The organism is Myroides odoratimimus, from assembly GCF_038039805.1.
In the GTDB taxonomy this organism is placed as follows: Bacteria; Bacteroidota; Bacteroidia; order Flavobacteriales; family Flavobacteriaceae; genus Flavobacterium; species Flavobacterium odoratimimum_B.
The window spans coordinates 1-17,649 of the sequence record NZ_JBBPHK010000031.1 but is presented as its reverse complement, the minus strand read 5'-3'; the positions used below and the strand labels follow the sequence as shown (position 1 = coordinate 17,649).

Below are 17,649 nucleotides of genomic sequence, written 5' to 3'. Positions count from 1 at the left end.
TGAACTATTAAGATATATGTTTTAGAATGAAATTTCAGTCAGGATATGTTTTAGATGGGGTATCTAAAATAATAAATGAACGTTTTAAAGAGGAGAGTTTTTTTAATGACTTTACTCATAATAAGGAAATAAATAAATTAAAGGGATTGCTTAGAACAATCTCTTGTTTTGATATTAATTTAGATCACTTACCTAGGCTTGATTACAATGAAATTCATCCTGTACTTGCAGTAGTTAATAATATAATCAGCAGAGGTCTACCAACAAGGGCTCCGCTGATCTTAGAAGAACTTTTAGAATCTTTAAAAGTTAACCAAAGTGATGATTCAAGACCATTTGAATCAAGATTTGTACTGCCTAAGGATACATTAGAATATAAAGATATTTTTGAATTACTTCATGTTTTAAGGCCTCAATTAGATTTAAAAAGAGAAGAATATGCAGGAGAATTAGATTCTAATTTGGAGTGGGATTTCATAAAAGATTCTCCTATTTTTAAACAGATACTTGAATCACAACGCCTTTTTTCTACTTTAAGCAACGATTTAAAAGGCAAGAGAAGGATTGATTTTAGTTATACCACGCCTTATTGTGTAACTAATGAGAAAAGGGCAGATTATTTCTATGAAACTGCCATTTTTGAAGTAGACGGTGTACACCATTTAATCAATGAATATATTTATTATGATCAAGTTAGAGATTCATTATTAAATAATGTCGATGCAAATGTATTTCGTTTTTCAATGTATGAAATACAAAATAGCTTTAAAAGTATTTCCGATTGTTTTGACCAAGACCTGCTTAGTGTATTGGATAAGAACTACAATAGGGGTTATAAAAAAGACTTACTTAAATACAGTCTTGTCTTAATTCCATTTGTGGTTGCTAGATTTGAAAAAACTTTAGTAGAGTTATTTTTAAGAGATAAATCTTTATTAGAAAAAAGCGTTTTAAAAATAGCTGTTATAGAACGTGATCTTCCTGGAGCTATGATTGCTTTTGAGCATTTTAAGGCTTTGATAAATAACTTAAATCAGTTAATAGCCGATAGTCAAAAGTTAGTTTTACCAGAGTTAAAAATAGAGTTATTTCAGGACAAATCTTGGGTTTTAGACCATGTTTTAAACTGTGGATATATAGCCAATGATATACATGATTTAAAAGTTGAGGATTATGATTTTGTTTTAGACAGCTCTATTTTATTAAGAGATAATGTTTTAAAGAATTCATATGTAGATCGCACTAATTACTTTGTTTTAAGATCGAGTCATTATGTTGATACAAGAATTGATGCTTCTCGAGTTATTTATAGTTCAAAAAGCTTAGAATATAAAGCATTAGTAGTTAAAAACGATGATACTTCTTATTCTAATATTAAAGAGTTTGAGCCTTATATAACCTATTTTTTAAATGAGATATTTCGCAAGAAGAGCTTTAGAGAAGGACAACTTCCTATTATATCAAGAGCCTTACAAAAATTACCAGTTATCGGGCTTTTACCAACAGGGGGAGGGAAATCATTAACTTTCCAAATTCCTGTATTTCTACAACCAGGACTAGCTATTGTGGTTGATCCAATTAAATCTTTAATGGAAGACCAGGTTAGGGTATTAAAGCAAAACTGGATTGATTCGGCTACTTATGTCAATTCTTCATTAAGTTCTTATTCTAAGAATAAGAATCTATTTGAGTTTTTCATGGCTAGCAAACAAATTCTTTTTGTTTCTCCTGAGCGATTTGTTATTGATAGTTTTAGAGAGGGGATTTCTAAGATAGATTTTTATGGAAAAGGACAAAGTATAAGTTATTGTGTTATAGATGAGGTACACTGCGTATCTGAATGGGGACACGATTTTAGAACTGATTACTTAATGATTGGTGAAAATGCGCAGAAGTACGCCTTAAATAAGGATAGTAAGGATAGTACAGTTAGTTTAATAGGTCTTACAGCTACTGCCTCTTTTGATGTTTTAGCAGATATTGAAAGAGAATTAAAAATAGAAAGCGATCAAGTAGCAGATTCAATTATAATGATTGAGAATACCGTAAGGCCAGAGCTTTTTTTTAGAGTAGTTGATGTTACTGGGATTGAGGATAGAGGAGAGAAGTTAGTTGAAGAATTGGTTAATTTTCCTGATACGTTTTCTAGTTTTAATAATCAAGAGATATTAGAAAAGTCTCAGCTGCATCATTTTGAAAACTTTGACCCATATGACTTTTGTAAAAAGGAGAATAACATTGCTGTAAGAAATAGCGATTCTCAACTTGAGTTTGAATTTAATGAAAATATGTATCTTGAAGAACTTCCTAAAAATTTTTCATCAGTAATCTTTTGTTTAGTTAAGGGGGAGTCTGAGTATGAGCCTTTTGTGTTTAAGAACAAGGCAGGGGTAAGAAGTATCCATAATATGTTAACCAGAGCCACTTTTAAAGTAGGATATTACTATGGAACAGATAATGAAAGATTACAAGAGGTAATACAAGAAAACTTTATTGACTATACCACTGGTATAAGTGATCATATGGTTTGTACCAAGGCTTTTGGTATGGGAATCGATAAGGATAATATTAGGGCTACTTTTCATATTAACTACTCGAGTTCTTTAGAAAGTCTGGTTCAAGAATGCGGTCGTGGTGGACGAGATAAAAAAGTTGCCATAGCGTCTATCTTTGCTAGTAAGGCTAAGAGTTTGAAGTTTGATATCATTAAAATCAAACATATTGCTTCTACCGAGTATAGTCAATTGTTAACTCCGTTTGATTTTATTATTTTACAAAGAAGCTTAGTTAGTTTTAAAAATAAAAAAGGAAATTGGGCTCAACTCAGTTTTAAAACTAAAGAGGATGCTGAACGTTTTTTACCAAAAATTGATTTTTCATTTACAAGTAAAGGAAATGATACATTTAGGTTAGCGGATTATAAAGTTGTTCAAGTACTAAAGTTATTAGAAGATAATCTTGATACTGTTTTAGTTGAACATAGGGAAGATAGAGAGACACATGATTTCTTTTTCCAAAATAACTTCAGAGGTCAAGCATTTGAAAAGTCTCATATTTTTAATTTATTTCAGAAAAAAGAGTTTATAAATAATGATTATGCCCAGATTAGTTTAAAAGAGAGTTTTATTCAAGCAGAACACACTCAAGATCTTTCTTTTATCATTAATTTTTCAAATGATTATGAAGACTACAAAGATGAGATTATTCAACACCATGTTGATCTTAATGAAATAGCAGCCAGTAAAAGATCAACTAAGCAAGCTGTGTTAGAAAAGCTGAATCAAGTTTTAAAGCGACGTACTTCTTTAGAAGAATTTTGGTTTGATTTAGGTCAAGAAAATATTCTAGATGTTTATACTATTAATCCAAAGGTTAAAAAAGAGATCGAAAATATTTATTTAAGACATAGATCAGAGCAAGATACAGGAAGACTAATTTATAGATTGCATGCTGTTGGTTTTTTAAAGTCATATACAAAGGATTACAACAAGAAATTTTATTATTGTGAGTTTATTTGTCACACTGACATACAACCGTATTTAGATGCTTTATCTACTTTTTTAAGAAGGTACCAATCAGAGAGATCGGTACAAGAAAGTATGGCGGTTTTAGAGAAAAAACTAACATTTCAACAACAAGATATAGTCAAAGATCTAATAGAGCTTTTGTGGTATGTTGTTGATTTTACATATCAAGAGATAGCCCAAAAACGTCTTAGAGCAACTGATGAGATAGAGGATATCATGCGAACAATGATAACAAATCAGGAGGACTTAAGTGAGTATGAGTTAAATCTTTATTTAAAGGAGCAAATCTATTATTATTTCAATGCCAAGTATGCAAGACCTGGCTATAGAGAATCTGATATTGAGTGCTCTCTTTTAGATGACTATAAGTTATATCAGAATAAGCAGATTATTGCAAGTGAGGTGTTGTATAAGTTTATAGATAATAAAGTTATAAAAAACGGTACAGAGCAAAATAATTATAAACACTTATTGGGTTCATGTAAAAAGATCTTGTTTTCATTAACTCAAAGTGATTTAGAAAAGGAATGGGTACTTAGACTATTACAGGCTTTTGCTTTATATTCTTCTAATAATATTTCATATAGAAGTCAAGCAAATCAAATTGTAGAAAGAGGATTCACTTGTCTGTTTTTAGATGAAGGTTTGGATAGACAAGAGTCTATTATTGAAATATTTAATGTCTATTTTGATAGACTAACAGATAATATAGATCCTGAGAATCCTTTATTAATAGATATAGACCTTATTAAGAATAAGTTATTGCAAAAAATGCAGACAATTGAAATAGAAAAAATGTTGAATCAGTTTTATCAAAATATATAAAAATGAGTACTTATAATACAAAAGAAATTATTGAAAGTTCTTTGGAGAATGTTTCAAATCTAAAATCTCAATTAGAACGTCTTGAACAAATGCGTCTTGATATTGAAAAGACAATTCAACAAGGTAAAGATATTCAAGCTAGCTTCTCAGAATTAACGGATGATTTTACCAATCTAACAACTGATTTTGTCAAGGAGAATCAATTGTTATTAAATGATGAGATAAGTAGTTTTGAATCTCATTTAGACAATTTGCAAGTTAAGATTAACAAACTAGATACTTTAGATTTAAAAACTGCATTTACTAATGCCAATAAAGAGTTTTCAAGTTCATTAAATGACTTATTTGATAAGAGATTTGATGATCTTCACACTTTGTATGAGAGTTTTAAAAGTGAAGTTTCTGATTTAAATGCACAGGTTAAGAGATTAGAATCTATTGACTTAGAAAAACACTTTAACAATCACCAGGATAAGCTATCAACTATATTAAATACTCTTACTAATATAAGTAGTACGCTTATTTCCATTAATGAGAACCATTTAAAGACAGTAGAAGGATTATCAGATATTAAAAATCTTATTAATCACAGTGGTACAGAACTAAGTAAGAAGATTGAAAGTGTTAGTGTAGATTTAAAGAAACTTGAAAGCACTCTTGAGGAACAAGCAAAAAAGCAGGACCAAAAATTTAAGTTATTAATGGCATTAGTAGTGGTTGGTATTGTAGTTTCGATAGCATTAAAATTCATTTAAAAAGGTATGGCAAGAACTAATTTTGCTATTTATGATAACGATAGTAAAGTAGAGAGTTACTACATAGAGCACAATGCTGAAGAATTTGATCTAACTAAATTTAGTTGTTGTTTTTGTGGAGTAAAAATAGGTTATACTAGGGGAACTACAGGTACTGGACCTTATTTTAAGAATTGGAAAAATATAGATCATACTAATAACTGTTTATTAACTCAGAGTGTTGAATCCTATTTAGAAACTAGACAAGACAAAGACTATATACTAAACCAAGAGGAAGAACTTATTTTATCAACTATTCTACCCAGGGCGCAAAGACTTTTTTTAGAGGATAAGAAGTCAACTAAATTTAAGCGAATAATTAATCATTTACAATCCAATAGAACACGATTGTTTATGTCTGCGATTAATCAATTAAATCCTGGTGATTTTGATAGTTTTAATTTTGTTACTGAAGACAATGAAATTTTAAAATTAAAGGATTTAATACTTCCTCAGGACAGTATTGTTGATAAGTTAGAAAAAGAGGCTCAAACAAGTTTTATTCGTGTTTTAAAAGCAACAGTAAGTCGAATCGAGAAAGTAGGAGAGAATTATAAAGTAATAATGACTAAAGGAGGGAAGTATCAAAACACAAAAGATTTTTACTTATTTGTTCCTCAGAGTTATGTTGCAAAAAATGAAAAGAAGTTGCAAGAATTAAAAGGGGCTCTTATTTATTGTTATGGCATAGCGGAAATGAACCAATATGGTTGTAAAATGGATTTATATTCTATTTCTCATCAAATAGCTATCCATGGACGCTTCACCTAAAATACTTTTACTTAAATAAGAACTTAGATTACGGAAAACCGTACTAATCTGTTTCTTTTTCTGTATTAAATTAGATGTAACTATTATATAACTATAGAAGCATTATGTAATATAAATTAAACTTATATAAAATGGGATTATTTGATTTTTTTAAAAAAAGACCAGCAGAACCTTCAATTGATTTATCAGACTATAAATTTATTTCTGATGATCATCACAGATTTGAAAACGGTGTAAAATCTCTGGCTAACAATAAGGGAGCTTGGAGGGGAGTTAGAATTCAAGCAAAAGGGAATGATACATTTCTAGTTACAATGTACAATTTATCAGGTACCCATCCGGTTTGGGGGGATAATATCCAAATGGCTCCAAAGCCAATGAAGATCATAAAACAAGATCAAGAAAAGATTGCTTTACGCGGTTTTGGTAAAGATCAAATGGGAGGGGCATTTTCTGATTATGGAATAACCCTTTATACGCAAGGTTCTACTGTTGAAAAAGTAACCCTACATATGTTTGATAGAAATATTGATATTACTTATCTAAAGGGTAATGCTATAGATATGAATCCACCAAAGCAAACTGAAGAAGTACAACGATTTAAGGTAGCAGAGCCAAAAGTGTCAGAGCCTGAGAAGGAAAGTAATAAGGTTGACAATGAGATTATAGCTTTATTATCCTTTAAACAGAAGTGGAATACTCAGGTAAGTATGGAACAAAAAATGAGTATTGCTATGCAATCTGATTTATACAATAATCAAGGATGTGATAGTTATAATAATGGTAATGTTAATCAAGCTATAACATATTTTGAGCAAGCTTTAGAAATACTTCCTATTAATGATGATGCTCTTATTAATATTATAAGGGGATATAATAAAGCAGGAAATTATTTAAAAGCCTTAGACTACTTAAAAAGGTTGTTTTACATAGAACCAAGTACTTTAAATAAGCAAAAGGTTATTGTTTATAGTCTACTTATTCACCTAATGAAGGATTTTGATTCAGATGGAGCTGTTGTAAGCTCATCAACCCTTGAAGATTTTATTAGTTCTAAAGTAGGATTTACAATTACTGTCAATGATGTAAAGCTAGTTATTCAAAGATTAAATGAGCCTTATAATAGAGATATAATAGATTATAGATCAAGTCCTATTATGGGGATAAGCGATACTATGTATGTAACTACAAACGGAACAACATTATCTTTAATCAAAGATGAGTGTAGAGATGTGTTAAATTGGAACTAATAAAGAATTATTATGAATATTGAGGTTAAATATAAAGATGATAAAAATAGTATTTATCATCAAAATCATTATTTATCAAAACTTGCTTTTGCTAAGCATGTTATTTGTGTTGGTAAAGCTACTCTTTCTTGGGATGTCACTGTTTTCGTACGATCATTAGCCACACTTATTTATTATAGTGACTATGTTAAAAGTGCGGACTTTTATAATAGTAAATTTTCTTTACCACCAATTGAGTTATCGGATCCAACAGAGAAAGGCCAATTTTCTAATATTGCAGGTAGAGCCATAGCTGATTTCTTATCCAAAAAGATAAGTGGGAGTATTTTTACTTGGAATTATGAAGCAGCAATGAGAAGTCTTGATATAGGTATTGTTGGACCAAGACCTGACCTATTGGCTTTTACCGATTCCAAAATATTTTCTATAGAAGCAAAGGGGTATACAGATGGACCAAGAAATATGGACGAACATAAAAAACAGGCAGCATCAGGTCAAATTATCGTTGACTTTTCAGTAGCTTCTGTTTCATATAGTCTTTATAGTCAAGTAAGATGTAATTATTACGATCCTATTCAAAATAAAACACCAGACTTCAAAGAAGCTTTAACAAAAGTTTCTAAGGATTATTATTCGGGATTTTTAGATTTTCTAGATCTAGGAGTATCTAAGTTCGCTTTTAAAAATGAAAATTACTATGAAATTGAATTGTCTTTAGGGAGTACATTTGTGGAGTTGTATTTAAATGACACTAAACCTAAAAGTAAATCTAGCTATAAACTAAGTTTATTGCTTCCTGTTCAAATTAGAAAGTACGCTGAAAATGGAATATTTGAAGAATTAAAATCATTCGATATAGATAATATTATTATGCCTAATGAACAAAACGAAAAGGAAGATTATAATGACGAAATATTTATTGATAAGGATGGTATTGGTTTAAGAGTTACAAAGAAAATAGAAGAACGGAAGAAGTAATAAATAACACATGTTGTATAAAAAATTAGTTTATTAATCTTAAAGAGTAAAAAGAAGATCTTAGAAAAAAACAAGCGTTTTTCTCATAATATTAAATCTCTTTTAATAAAAAGAATTTCTTGAAGCCCTGTGTCAGAGTAATTAATTAAGGTTTAATGATGATAGTTATTATCGGTTTTGATAAATAGCAAGGTTTGATCAAAATAACTAGTCAGTGTTAAACTACTTTAATTTTTAATCTCTTGGCCAGGTAAAAAAATTATATATAACACTTAATATTAATATAATGTTAGATTTTTTCTTAAATAAAAACCAGTATTTTGTAGTAGGTTTGTCTCTTCTAATGGCTTTAGTTACTGGTCTATTTAGTCTTAGAAATAGAGTAACTAATAAATTAAATTTTTTTGGTTACCTTCTTATTGTTTTTAGTGGATTACTATTTATGATATCAGCAGGTGTTGTTTACTATGATCAGAAAAAAATTAAAAATGATGATATTATTGTTGAAATTAGTTTGAGAGCATTAAAGAATCATATAGAGATATCAAAGTTTCCAGAAGATTTACCTAAAAATATCTTTTCACCACTTGTTAAAATAGATAAAGCTGAGACATCAGGTATATTTGAAATGTCAAAAAACAGTATGGGAATGGGAAAAGCTAGTATTTCTACGTTTGTTTATTATAAATGTTATTTAATAGATAGAAATGACGATAATTTCCCAAAGTTTATTTCTGAAATAAATCCTGAAAAAATAGAGATTCATTTAGCTTTAAAAGAAATAATACAGAATAATTATACACTTAATGGAAGTATAAAAATGAAAATTAGAAGTAAAACTTACGAAGGTGTTTATGATTCAAATAATAATGTAATTAGATTTAATAAGTAATATGTGTTTTAATAATTCCCCTTAGAAGGAATCACATGTCTAACCCCACCACGTGGATTCTCCATATCTCCGTTATAACGAGGTATTAGATGACAGTGAAAATGAAATACCGTTTGACCAGCAGTTGCCCCACAGTTCATACCGATATTAAATCCATCAGGATTATACTTGTTAAGGATTATTTGTTTAGCAGCTTCTATAGCTTTAGGAAGTGCGTGCTGCTCTTCTTGTGTTAGATCAAAGTAATCCTGTCTAACAGTATTAGTAATAATAAGTAAGTGACCAGGACTCACTGGAAAAATATCTTCAATTATAAAGAAGTAATCATCTTTATATATAATTCTGTCTTGTGGTATTTGTGTAAAATCTTTCATTTTAAAATAGTGGTTCTAGTTCAATTTTTGGTTTCCATTTTTGAATGGATAAATCAACAGCTAAGTTATATTGTTTTTGTAAGAATGCTCTTCTTGCTAGGGGTGTTTTTCCTGTCTGATTTACAATAGTTTCTCCAAGGGGGTGTTTACTTAAGATATAGAATTCATTTCTTTTATAAAGTCGGTCTAAGTATTTTATTTCAGGAACTTTTGCACTCTTATCAAGATTGACATATTTATCTGCAAGCACTAAGTTCCAAATCCCATTTACGTTGGCTCCATTTTCATTTAAATGTAGTTTATGCATATGTGGAAAGAAATGATCTACAGCGCATAGATTATCATTTCCAGGTACTATAGAAATATCTTGAAAGGAGTAGAAACATTTGCCTTTTTGATATCCATTTAAAGAGGCTCTTGAAGAGGTAATATCCTTGCGACGCATTAGATTGTTTTCTAAGAACAAAGTGTTTAAATCCTCATCTATTTTAACTTCTAACAAACTTGGATTAAGATCTAAATTCCAAGCCGTTTCAACAAGATTCCATCTAGCCTGAACTTCACTATTTAGATTACTGAATTGTATACTTTCTTTAAGCTTTAAAAGATGATCTGTAATGATAATATTTTTAGAAGTTCCTTGATAATCTTTTTCATAAAAAGGATTATTGATAGTTCCTCCATTTATATTTTGAAAAGCGTCTACAACGTTATTAAAGCCATGTTTCTCAGTTAAGTGAAGTAACTGATCATAAGTGATTGTATTGTCATTAAAAGCTCTACAAGCATTTAAAAACACACTAGAGGTGGAGTTGCCTTGTTTATCATTGGTTTTTAGATGTTCTAAGATACTTTCTACGTACAAAGGTGCGATTTGAGATAAAGAAACAGAGGTTGTTTCTTTATCAATAAGGTTAAGTAAAGCTTGACCAAAAGCAAATTTATAGGTAGCAGAGTTTTTTCCAAATAGTATTAAAGCTCTCCACTGAGACTCTAAACTAGGATCGTTATCTTGAAAGAATAAAGACATTATAAGAATTTATAAAAAAATCATGGAGCACTAAGGTAAAGTAAGTTTCTAAGAAACTCAAAAGAAATAGATTATTTTAGTGTCTTGTAACATGGATGAATATTGAAAAGATTTTTTAATTTGTAAATATTCTTTTTAGTGATGTGTAGGTCTTATATCATTTTAGATAGAGATGAATAAAAAATATACTGACTATCTATTTTTATATTAAGAGTATTTGCCTAAATCCAGATGTAGAGTTGGATCGATGGCATCTACTTTACTTTTAGCCCAATTAAGCCATTGTTGTATTTCTGGATTTAAATTGTTGTCTAATAAAGCTTTATTTTCAATTTCTTGAATATAGTTTCTAATTTTAGTACAGGTATCATATTGCTGAGCTTGATTAATTAGAAGTTCCAATCTAGTATGTTCTTGTCTTTTTATTTTTTCAATTTCTCTTTGTGTTTTTTCGTCTACTTCTCTTTGTTTGCGTGATTCTTCAGCTTTAATTTTCCATTGATATTCTTCTTGAGCCATAAGCTCTATAGTTTGTATGATATTTAATAGTTTGTCTTCTAATTTGATAGTTTTAGAGTCAGCCCATTGTTTATCTCGATAAGATGGTCCAGCTGAAAAGATTAACTTTCCAGAGTACTTATAGATAGAAGAGTAATAGTAAGGTCCATCTGTTGTTGGAATTCTATTTCGATGTTCTCTTATTGAAAAAGAGATTGTAATATTTTTATATTCTAGTACAATAAGACCATACTTACCTATAAAGGTAAATCCTCTTTGTCGTATTAGTTTTAAAAAATCATTCATTAAATTTAATGCGCGACTTTCCTGATCCTCTGAAGAAGTTATATTTAAGATTGGGCTGCTTTTAGTGTGGATTCCATTTTTTTGGTTAGTTTTTCTTTTTAGATAATCTATTATCAGGATATCTTTTGGCTCATCTTTATTAGATTTTTTAGGATTCTTTGTTGTATTAAGTTTTGTTTTCTGTTTTTTATTTTGATCGCTGTGTAATGTAATTTCTAGATCTAAAGGAATAGAATTATCTAATGTAGGAGTTAAAGATTGTTTATTGTATTTCAATTTAGACCAATAACCTATTTCAGGTAGAGGAATATTATTTATAGAGCAAGAGTCTTTGAGTTGTTTAGTTGATATATTATAGTTCTGCGCTATTTTGTTTAGAGGTGTACTCCATACTAGTTCATATAGATCTTTTCTTGTGAGTAGTTTTTTCATATACAATGTTTTAGTCTCAAATAAAGTAAAACATTTTTTTAGATATAATAATTACGTTGACCTAATATGTTTAAAACCGTTATAATTTTAGCTTGTAATTTTTCTACAACCCAATCTGTCTCAACTTATCATTAAAGATCCTTTTATATTCTTCTTTGTACTCATTAGTTAAAAAGCTTCGATCTATTAAATCATATACCTTATTAGTTTGTCTAGAGAAATCTTTATAGATATTATTCCTTACAACTTCTGTAATACTCAAATTTAGTGCAAGTTCATTAAAGTTTACTTGTTTAATCTTTTTCTTACGACCACTTATGGTTAGTGCTAAATCTTCTTTATCTTCAGGGAAGATTAGATTTACATTCAACAAATCATAAGCTGGTGAAAACAAAATACCTCTATCTGTATGCATCAACGAAAAATTCTTTAAGTGCATGTCGTTATTACCTGTTATAAAGCTAAACAAGACAAGTCTAAAGTATTTAATTACATCTAACCCTGAATTGGTAGTATATTGTTTAATAATCTTTCCTACACGCTCATATGAGCTTTTGTATTTTTGTTCAGTTAGTAATTCTGATAGCTGACATAGATCCTCTATGTGGATCTTTTTTCCTTTTTCACGATCAAAACGCTTAGTGATATAAGCGAGTTCACCTGTAGAGGTCTGAATTAAAGCATGCTCAGCAGTTTCAATTTTGAAAAGCCTTGCCAAGTGCATCGTCAAATCTTCTACTTGTGGCATAAAAGCAAAATCGGTAGATTGTGGTTTTAAGATATAATCACCCCACAAGCCAACTAAAGTCAGTCGTTTATTACCGTTTTCATTGTTTAAACTCAATGATATCTTAGGCTGAACACCTGTTAATGCCAATCGCTCATTTACGGTGATTTGCGCTAACTTATTCAATTGTTCTTTATCTAATTCTAATGTAGGAACTTGTGTTGTTCCAAAGAATTTCTTTGAACAAGCGGTGTGGTAATTACCTGTTTCAACAGGCTTATAACAAAATAAACAATTATTCATGATTTTCCGCCTCCATCGGATAAACAGAAACAGCGCCAATAGTGTCTCTACATAAGTTAATTAGCAACTCAAAACGATCACGTGGATTAAGCTTCCAATGTTTTTCTCCGATATCTAATAACCATCCTTCAGGAATTAACCCATCGAAAAAAGGGAAGAGTACATTACTATGATAAGTTTCTTCAGATAGGGGTAAGGTTAAACTAATTGGTTTAGGATTAGGTGTTTCAAGATAATCCTTGTCATAGTAAAACGAGTAACCATTATCTCCTTCAAAAAGATAACCAGCTAATTGATCTTGAAAATATATTTTCGCTTGTCGTGCCATTATTATCTAGTTTTATCAATTACACCTACTTCTTTACCAAATAGAGCTAGTACATCGTTTACTTTGTCTAAACGGAGTGTTTTTTTGCCTTGTTCTAAATCACGTACAAAACGCAGTCCTACACCAGCATTTAATGCTAAATCTTCTTGTGTTAGCTTTAATTCTTTTCGTTTTTGCTTTACAAATAATTGTATTGAATCCATATTTATACCTTTTCAGGTATAAATATACAAAAACAATTTAAATACCACCTTATCGGGTATAAATTTGTTGTAAACATTAATTTTTATACCTGATAAGGATTAATTTTATTGATCACAGCCCGTAGTAAAAACTATGCACTTTAGTGCATTTAGCTTTCAGCTTCTAAAAATGTTTGCCTTTGATCTATGGTATACCAATACACAAATGGACATAGTGTCTCACATTTAACAGCGCATTTAGTATGGGTAACAAAGTATCGTTATCCAGTATTTGAAGATGATATTCAGATATGTTGTTGTAGTCTAGTAATTCAAATTTGTGAAGCAGAAGATATTCAGATACTAAAAGAAGTTGTTTCAAAAGATAATATTCATCTACAAATAGTTATAAAAAAAAACGATAGCTTATATTATCGTTTTTTTATGTTAAAACTGTTTTACTTTTTACAATTTTATGCTAACATTTTTTTCTAAATGTAAATTTCAGATGTACTACATTCTTTGTAGCCCTTGACTATCAAAGGTCAATAACTTTTTGTACCGGCATTTTAATTCAACTAAATAAGAGCTTAAATACTCTTTTTCTTTAAGACATATTCTCGTGCTTTATCCTGAATCTGATCATCAGATAGAGATTTGTTTTTCATCAGCCACTCATTGATTTCAGATTTTTGAAAGAACAAGTACTTACCATTAGGCTTAGAGTAGGGGATTTTATTAAAGTGAACTAGATGATAGATATACGATTTTTTAAAACCAGTGTATTTCTCTAGTTCTTCAACAGATAGTATTTCCTTATTATTAGAGATAATTAGTTGCTCTAGATAATTAAGTTTTTCAAGTATAAGTTTAATAGATTCCATAATCAATTGTTTTTAGATTTAAGAGCAAAATACAGTTAACTATTGAAGAATAAATTTCAAGTGTAGTTGAGGGGAGTGCTTGGCTTGCCCAGAAAGAATTCAGAACTGTTAGATAATACTACTGTAATTTCAAAGCAGCACTAACTACAGTAATACAAAATAAAAAAGGTAAACTCTGCGTTTACCTTTTCCTAACTTTTAGTATCGAATTAATATAAGAACTCGTGCTTCCATTCCAATAACAATGGACACAGCGATTACCATCAAAAAGATGGTTGCAGTTAGGATACCCATATAATACATGTGCACAAGAAGGACATAGCACTTCCATAGTTGAAGTATGTATATAGTATGCACTGTTGCATTGATCACAGTGTTTGATTGGTTGAGATGGAGTCATAGTATAGCGATTTAACTTTCCTGTGTGATAGTTTATAAGCTTTAAAAGTTAAGTTTATAAATCACTATGTCTAAGAAAAATATTTTTAATTGTTAAACTCTTGCATTGAGATATCAATTCAAATTATATTTTGTTGTAAACTATTGATATTTAATTTTTTGTTGTTTTTATTTTTTTTGAAAATTACATTTCAAATTATTATTTTTGCTGTGAACAGTTTCTTATAAGTGTAATATTGTTGTGCTATTATTATTAAATGGTATTAATAAATAGTATTATTTGTTGAAAGACAATTGTTTCTGCCATTAATTGGCAATTATTTTTGTAAAATATATATATTTATATACTATTATGCGATATCAGCTATTGAAGGATGTAATTGACCTTATTAGTGAATATGAGGAAGTAGAGTTGTCTCAAGATAAGGTTGCTAATCTGGGACAGTTTCTTGATTGGTTATTTTTAAATAAAAATAAGAATGTTCCGTTAGCTTTAAATTATGATAATTTAGATTGGGAAGGTAAAAAAGAAGGTAGAACTCCTGAAAGTGTTATTAACACTTTAATTGTTCATTTAAGCAAATATGCTAAATTTCATTCTAAGGTGATTTTAGATAATATTGACTTTTCTTCTCAGGAAGATTTTATTTATTTGATTACTTTAAAATCCTTCGGACAGATGAGTAAGATAGATTTAATTAAAAAGAATATTCAAGATAAGTCTGCAGGTAATAAAATTATAGATAGATTAATAAAAAAAGGATTTATAGAACAAATAGATTCTAATGTTGATAAAAGAAGTAAGATTGTTTTTATAACAAATAAAGGAATAAAGGTACTTGAAGAGAAAATGCCAGTTATTAAGAGTGTAACTAATTTAGTAACAGGAGACCTTACAGAAAATGAGAAGTTTAATTTAATAATGCTATTACAGAAGTTAGATCGTTTTCACAATCCCATTTATATTGATGAGGAATTGTAATTTAAATTTCTAATTGAGGCTGTGTTGGGTATAAATATTGTATTTAGTTCATTTAAAATATATTTACCCTAATGGAATGTAGGCTTTCCCATTTTAGGACACCTCTAAATTCGACAAATAATTCTTATTATGTTCAGATTTGATGAAGAATTTAAATTCTTCATCAAATCTGGGTTTATATTCTTTAGGAGATTTATTTCCTAATGCTTTATGAGGATGGTTAAAATTGTAATCCTCTCTCCATTTATCAGCCAATCTTTGTAACTGGTAGATATCATTGAAGTAAAAAGCATCTAATATATCCTCTCTAAAAAATCGATTAAAACGTTCTATATATCCATTCTGCATTGGTTTGCCAGGCTGGGTATATTTAATTTCTATAAAATTCTTCTCACACCAATTTACAAAGGTTTTAGAGATAAACTCAGAATCGTTATCACATCAAATGTACTTTGGAGTCCCTATTTCTTGTTTTAAGTTTTCTAATGTTTCTATTACCGCTCTTGCAAGATAACTTAATCCAGCTTCAATAGCTATTGCTTCTCTATTACAGTCATCTAATACATTAAAAACTCGTACTTTTCTGCCATCTGTAAGTAAGTCACTCATAAAGTCCATACTCCAACACTTATTGAGTACTTGTGGCACCTCTAAAGGCTGTTAAACTCTTGTTATTAATCGTTTCTTGTGTTTTCTTCTTAGACTTAGTTTCATTAAGCGATAAACGTGTAGAACTCTTTTTCTGTTCCATATAAGTCCTTCTCTACGTATCTTATGATAGTACTCATCAAAGCCGCGAGTAGGATATTGTTCTGCTAATTCGCTTAGTTTATCAATGACCTCTGTATCATCTTTTTTACTTTGATAATACCATATTGATCAGCATAGTCCAACTAATAAACAAATATGAACAATGGATAACTTATATTGCTCTAATAGATATTTTGCTTTTTTTATTTTATCTGTTGAGCTTAGAGCTTTTTTGACAGAATATCTTTGAGTATTTTATTGTCTAAACTAACATCTGCATATATCTGTTTAAGCTTGCGATTTTCTTCTTCAAGTTCTTTTAAACGTTTCAACTCTTGTTTTTCCATTCCACCATACCTCTTTCTCCAATAGTAAAACGTGCTCTTATCAATACCTAATTCTCGAGAGATTTCACTTACCGATCTTCTCTGTTCATTTTCTTTGAGAGCTTTAATTATTTGGCTCTCACTAAAATTACTTGTTTTCATACTTGACAGTTTTGTTTTAAGTTAATAATTAAACGAAATGGAATTGATATTGCTATTTACATTTTGTCTTTGATGTAGAGTTTTAAGAGCTATTTATCTTAAAGTTCTCTTTGTTAATCTGTTTTTCTTTTCTTACGATATGTGAATTATTGTATTAAGAAATTATTTATAGAATATTAAATTAATTTTTTTTTATAGTATAATTTTATACATTAATTATTATAATGTATTGATTTATACTTATTTGTATTTTTTTTGTTATGTTTGTTTTTAGTGTAATATTACATTAATATTAAAATTTAGAATAATATTATACTTTGTATTGAAAAAGTGTTTATATTTGAATTATGATATTATTAAGATTGTTAGTTAATTAAAGTATAATAAAAAAGAAATTATGAAAAGAAATTTACTAAATCTAGCTATGATTTTTTTAGCTGGAAATTCTTATGCTCAGTTGGGGATTGGCGTTACAAAGCCAAATAACTCAAGCCAATTAGAGGTTTCTGCTAATGATAAAGGGGTACTTTTACCTCGTGTAGCATTAAAATCTATTGTAGATCAAAGTACTATTGTAAAAGGTAACGTAAATAGTTTACTTGTATTTAATACTTCTATTTCTAAGGAATTAGCCCCAGGATATTACTATTGGTTTAAAGATCGTTGGGTAAGAATATTGAATTCTAGTGATTTGGATGATATTGTTAGAGGTATTAAGTACGATTTAGACTTGGTAATAGATGGAGATTCTTTGAAAATGTATGATAAGAATGGATCTTTTGTATCAAGTGTTCCGATTAAAGATTTAAACACCGTAACGAGTTTAGTTAACAACAACGATGGTACCTATACTTATACTAATGAATCAGGAATCACTTCAATTATCGATGTTCCTGCAAGTGTTGTGAGTCAGTTCCAAGATATTATCG

At 29.2% G+C, this 17,649-nt stretch carries 18 protein-coding genes and 2 pseudogenes; 9 read left to right on the top strand and 11 right to left on the bottom strand.

What is annotated here, in order from left to right; genetic code table 11:
• Positions 1-26 precede the first annotated feature (26 nt).
• From AABL85_RS16025 to AABL85_RS16000, 6 genes are all read left to right on the top strand, one after another.
• A complete protein-coding gene (locus tag AABL85_RS16025; RefSeq protein ID WP_341310808.1) occupies positions 27-4,352 on the top strand; it encodes a DEAD/DEAH box helicase in 4,326 nt (1,441 codons plus the stop codon).
• 2 nt (positions 4,353-4,354) lie between these two features.
• Positions 4,355-5,107 (top strand): hypothetical protein, encoded by a 753-nt coding sequence (locus AABL85_RS16020; protein ID WP_341310807.1) that lies wholly within the window; start codon positions 4,355-4,357, stop codon positions 5,105-5,107.
• A 6-nt stretch (positions 5,108-5,113) separates the two neighbouring features.
• A complete protein-coding gene (locus AABL85_RS16015; protein WP_341310806.1) occupies positions 5,114-5,917 on the top strand; it encodes a hypothetical protein in 804 nt (267 codons plus the stop codon).
• 131 nt (positions 5,918-6,048) lie between these two features.
• On the top strand, positions 6,049-7,167 hold the full coding sequence (locus tag AABL85_RS16010) for a tetratricopeptide repeat protein (RefSeq protein WP_341310805.1): 1,119 nt from the start codon (positions 6,049-6,051) through the stop codon (positions 7,165-7,167).
• A gap of 12 nt (positions 7,168-7,179) precedes the next feature.
• Positions 7,180-8,145 (top strand): hypothetical protein, encoded by a 966-nt coding sequence (locus AABL85_RS16005; protein WP_341310804.1) that lies wholly within the window; start codon positions 7,180-7,182, stop codon positions 8,143-8,145.
• Between the two features lie 286 nt (positions 8,146-8,431).
• The gene (locus AABL85_RS16000; RefSeq protein WP_341310803.1) at positions 8,432-9,037 is read left to right on the top strand and encodes a hypothetical protein; all 606 of its coding nucleotides are present in this window, start codon (positions 8,432-8,434) and stop codon (positions 9,035-9,037) included.
• An 8-nt stretch (positions 9,038-9,045) separates the two neighbouring features.
• Here the strand turns inward: AABL85_RS16000 and AABL85_RS15995 are convergent, their stop codons facing one another.
• From AABL85_RS15995 to AABL85_RS15970, 6 genes are all read right to left on the bottom strand, one after another.
• Positions 9,046-9,411 carry an HIT family protein gene (locus tag AABL85_RS15995; protein ID WP_341310802.1) on the bottom strand — a complete coding sequence of 122 codons (366 nt, stop codon included), beginning with the start codon at positions 9,409-9,411 and terminating at the stop codon, positions 9,046-9,048.
• A gap of 1 nt (position 9,412) precedes the next feature.
• Positions 9,413-10,441, bottom strand: a complete 1,029-nt coding sequence (locus AABL85_RS15990; RefSeq protein WP_341310801.1) for an HNH endonuclease — start codon at positions 10,439-10,441, stop codon at positions 9,413-9,415.
• A 207-nt stretch (positions 10,442-10,648) separates the two neighbouring features.
• Positions 10,649-11,677 carry a hypothetical protein gene (locus tag AABL85_RS15985; protein ID WP_341310800.1) on the bottom strand — a complete coding sequence of 343 codons (1,029 nt, stop codon included), beginning with the start codon at positions 11,675-11,677 and terminating at the stop codon, positions 10,649-10,651.
• Positions 11,678-11,780: 103 nt separating this feature from the next.
• Positions 11,781-12,707, bottom strand: a complete 927-nt coding sequence (locus AABL85_RS15980; RefSeq protein ID WP_341310799.1) for a HipA domain-containing protein — start codon at positions 12,705-12,707, stop codon at positions 11,781-11,783.
• The gene (locus tag AABL85_RS15975) at positions 12,700-13,035 is read right to left on the bottom strand and encodes a HipA N-terminal domain-containing protein (protein ID WP_341310798.1); all 336 of its coding nucleotides are present in this window, start codon (positions 13,033-13,035) and stop codon (positions 12,700-12,702) included. Before AABL85_RS15975 ends, AABL85_RS15980 begins: the two co-directional genes overlap by 8 nt.
• Positions 13,036-13,037: 2 nt before the next feature.
• Entirely contained in the window at positions 13,038-13,238 is a 201-nt protein-coding gene (locus tag AABL85_RS15970) for a helix-turn-helix transcriptional regulator (protein ID WP_006259945.1), read from the bottom strand.
• A 186-nt stretch (positions 13,239-13,424) separates the two neighbouring features.
• On the opposite strand from AABL85_RS15970, the pseudogene AABL85_RS15965 reads away from it, so the two are divergent.
• Positions 13,425-13,646: pseudogene (locus AABL85_RS15965) on the top strand (transposase); the annotation flags it as partial.
• A 161-nt stretch (positions 13,647-13,807) separates the two neighbouring features.
• Here AABL85_RS15965 and AABL85_RS15960 read toward each other — a convergent pair.
• Positions 13,808-14,101, bottom strand: coding sequence for a helix-turn-helix transcriptional regulator (locus AABL85_RS15960; protein WP_341310796.1), 294 nt, complete (start codon positions 14,099-14,101; stop codon positions 13,808-13,810).
• Positions 14,102-14,852: 751 nt separating this feature from the next.
• On the opposite strand from AABL85_RS15960, the gene AABL85_RS15955 reads away from it, so the two are divergent.
• Entirely contained in the window at positions 14,853-15,482 is a 630-nt protein-coding gene (locus AABL85_RS15955) for a MarR family winged helix-turn-helix transcriptional regulator (RefSeq protein WP_006263344.1), read from the top strand.
• A 93-nt stretch (positions 15,483-15,575) separates the two neighbouring features.
• Here the strand turns inward: AABL85_RS15955 and AABL85_RS15950 are convergent, their stop codons facing one another.
• The 4 genes from AABL85_RS15950 to AABL85_RS15935 all read right to left on the bottom strand — a co-directional run bounded on the left by AABL85_RS15950 (position 15,576) and on the right by AABL85_RS15935 (position 16,720).
• Positions 15,576-15,857: a transposase gene (locus AABL85_RS15950; protein WP_341310828.1), complete on the bottom strand. Its 282-nt coding sequence runs from the start codon at positions 15,855-15,857 to the stop codon at positions 15,576-15,578.
• A 66-nt stretch (positions 15,858-15,923) separates the two neighbouring features.
• Positions 15,924-16,100 carry a hypothetical protein gene (locus AABL85_RS15945; protein WP_341310795.1) on the bottom strand — a complete coding sequence of 59 codons (177 nt, stop codon included), beginning with the start codon at positions 16,098-16,100 and terminating at the stop codon, positions 15,924-15,926.
• Positions 16,101-16,110: 10 nt separating this feature from the next.
• Positions 16,111-16,233, bottom strand: a complete 123-nt coding sequence (locus tag AABL85_RS15940; RefSeq protein WP_341310794.1) for a hypothetical protein — start codon at positions 16,231-16,233, stop codon at positions 16,111-16,113.
• Positions 16,234-16,453: 220 nt separating this feature from the next.
• Positions 16,454-16,720 carry a transposase gene (locus AABL85_RS15935; protein ID WP_341310793.1) on the bottom strand — a complete coding sequence of 89 codons (267 nt, stop codon included), beginning with the start codon at positions 16,718-16,720 and terminating at the stop codon, positions 16,454-16,456.
• A gap of 397 nt (positions 16,721-17,117) precedes the next feature.
• Between AABL85_RS15935 and AABL85_RS15930 the strand changes: the two are divergent.
• Positions 17,118-17,649: pseudogene (locus tag AABL85_RS15930) on the top strand (hypothetical protein); the annotation flags it as partial.

Excerpts from the sequence above, each read along its gene's own strand:
- AABL85_RS15955 (WP_006263344.1), top strand. The coding sequence starts at position 14,853 with ATGCGATATCAGCTATTGAAGGATGTAATTGACCTTATTAGTGAATAT.
- AABL85_RS15970 (WP_006259945.1), bottom strand. The coding sequence starts at position 13,238 with ATGGATTCAATACAATTATTTGTAAAGCAAAAACGAAAAGAATTAAAG.
- AABL85_RS15990 (WP_341310801.1), bottom strand. The coding sequence starts at position 10,441 with ATGTCTTTATTCTTTCAAGATAACGATCCTAGTTTAGAGTCTCAGTGG.
- AABL85_RS15975 (WP_341310798.1), bottom strand. The coding sequence starts at position 13,035 with ATGGCACGACAAGCGAAAATATATTTTCAAGATCAATTAGCTGGTTAT.
- AABL85_RS15940 (WP_341310794.1), bottom strand. The coding sequence starts at position 16,233 with ATGGAACAGAAAAAGAGTTCTACACGTTTATCGCTTAATGAAACTAAG.
- AABL85_RS15995 (WP_341310802.1), bottom strand. The coding sequence starts at position 9,411 with ATGAAAGATTTTACACAAATACCACAAGACAGAATTATATATAAAGAT.
- AABL85_RS15935 (WP_341310793.1), bottom strand. The coding sequence starts at position 16,720 with ATGAAAACAAGTAATTTTAGTGAGAGCCAAATAATTAAAGCTCTCAAA.
- AABL85_RS15980 (WP_341310799.1), bottom strand. The coding sequence starts at position 12,707 with ATGAATAATTGTTTATTTTGTTATAAGCCTGTTGAAACAGGTAATTAC.
- AABL85_RS16015 (WP_341310806.1), top strand. The coding sequence starts at position 5,114 with ATGGCAAGAACTAATTTTGCTATTTATGATAACGATAGTAAAGTAGAG.
- AABL85_RS16000 (WP_341310803.1), top strand. The coding sequence starts at position 8,432 with ATGTTAGATTTTTTCTTAAATAAAAACCAGTATTTTGTAGTAGGTTTG.
- AABL85_RS16010 (WP_341310805.1), top strand. The coding sequence starts at position 6,049 with ATGGGATTATTTGATTTTTTTAAAAAAAGACCAGCAGAACCTTCAATT.
- AABL85_RS16025 (WP_341310808.1), top strand. The coding sequence starts at position 27 with ATGAAATTTCAGTCAGGATATGTTTTAGATGGGGTATCTAAAATAATA.
- AABL85_RS16020 (WP_341310807.1), top strand. The coding sequence starts at position 4,355 with ATGAGTACTTATAATACAAAAGAAATTATTGAAAGTTCTTTGGAGAAT.
- AABL85_RS15945 (WP_341310795.1), bottom strand. The coding sequence starts at position 16,100 with ATGGACTTTATGAGTGACTTACTTACAGATGGCAGAAAAGTACGAGTT.
- AABL85_RS16005 (WP_341310804.1), top strand. The coding sequence starts at position 7,180 with ATGAATATTGAGGTTAAATATAAAGATGATAAAAATAGTATTTATCAT.
- AABL85_RS15960 (WP_341310796.1), bottom strand. The coding sequence starts at position 14,101 with ATGGAATCTATTAAACTTATACTTGAAAAACTTAATTATCTAGAGCAA.
- AABL85_RS15985 (WP_341310800.1), bottom strand. The coding sequence starts at position 11,677 with ATGAAAAAACTACTCACAAGAAAAGATCTATATGAACTAGTATGGAGT.